Origin of the sequence: Kitasatospora sp. NPDC059462, assembly GCF_042749955.1 — a bacterium.
Taxonomy (GTDB): Bacteria; Actinomycetota; Actinomycetes; order Streptomycetales; family Streptomycetaceae; genus Kitasatospora.
In genome coordinates, this window is sequence record NZ_JBHYUU010000415.1 from 1 (window position 1) to 1,080 (window position 1,080).

General features: G+C 77.5%; 1 protein-coding gene. It reads left to right on the forward strand.

Annotated features, from left to right (window positions below):
* The coding region (locus ACFXAM_RS38865) for a hypothetical protein (RefSeq protein ID WP_380298660.1) at positions 1-969 on the forward strand (969 nt) is incomplete at its 5' end.
* Between the last annotated feature and the right edge of the window lie 111 nt (positions 970-1,080).

Sequence of the window (1,080 nt, forward strand, 5' to 3'; positions counted from 1 at the left end):
GGAGCGGCCTCCCCGCAGCCGGGCGGCCCGGCGGCCGGAACGGCCGGGGCGGGCGATCCGACCGCGGCCGGCGGCGGGGTGGCGCGCCCGTCCCAGGGCATCGTGCTGAGCTTCGACGGCCTGGAGAAGAAGGAGGCGACGGTGGGCGCCGGCCCGGTGACCTTCGCGGTGACCTGGCACAACACCACCGAGCAGGCGTACGGGAAGGTGGCCCCCGTGGTGGCGGTCCGCTCGCTCGCCGCGGAGGGCGGCGAGGGCCGGTCGCTGCGCGGCCGCCTGCAGCGCGAGGACGACGGCGGCTCCTGGACCGACGTGCCGCTGACCGAGGCGTCGGGCAACTACCTGGCATCCGGCGACGAAGCGGCGTTCGCCCTGGCCCCCGGGGCCTCCCGGACGCTGCGCTACCGGCTGGACCCCTCGATCGACAGTGCGGAGGGGACCCTGCTGATCGAGGCCCTGGCCCTGACGCCGGCCACCCCGCAGCGCACCGTGGAGGCGTCGGTGCTGACCGCCCTGCGGCTGTCCGAGGCCCCCGCCGCCGCCCGGATGGCACCCGAGTTCACGGTCGCCCTCGCCAAGGACGACGGCGGGGCGGACCCGCAGCGCGCCACGTTCACGATGACCGTCCGCAACCCCGGTGCGGCGCCGCTGGCCTCGGTCCTCCCGACCGTCCTGCTGAGCGGGACGGAGGCGGGGAGCCAGATCACGGTCCAGGCCGGGTACGGCACCGAGGGGCGGCGCAGCCTGCCGGTCACCCGCAACCAGTCGGGGCTGAGGGTGGTCGACACCTCCCTGCTGGAGCGGCTGGTCCGGCCGCACGAGTCGACGACCTTCTCGTTCTGGCTCAGCGTGCCGGAGGGCTGGTCGCCCGACCCCGGGAGCTTCGCCGTGGTCGTGGGGGCGAAGGGGGACGGCCGGGAGGCCGCACCGGTCGTCGTCCACCCGTCCCTGGCGACGGCCGGCCGGTGAGGACGGCCGGTGAGGGCGGCCGGGAGGACGGCCGGGAGGACGGCTGAGAGGGCGGCCGCCGCACCGCCGCCCCCGAGAACGCCGCCGGCGGTCCGGCCCCCACTGCTCGGG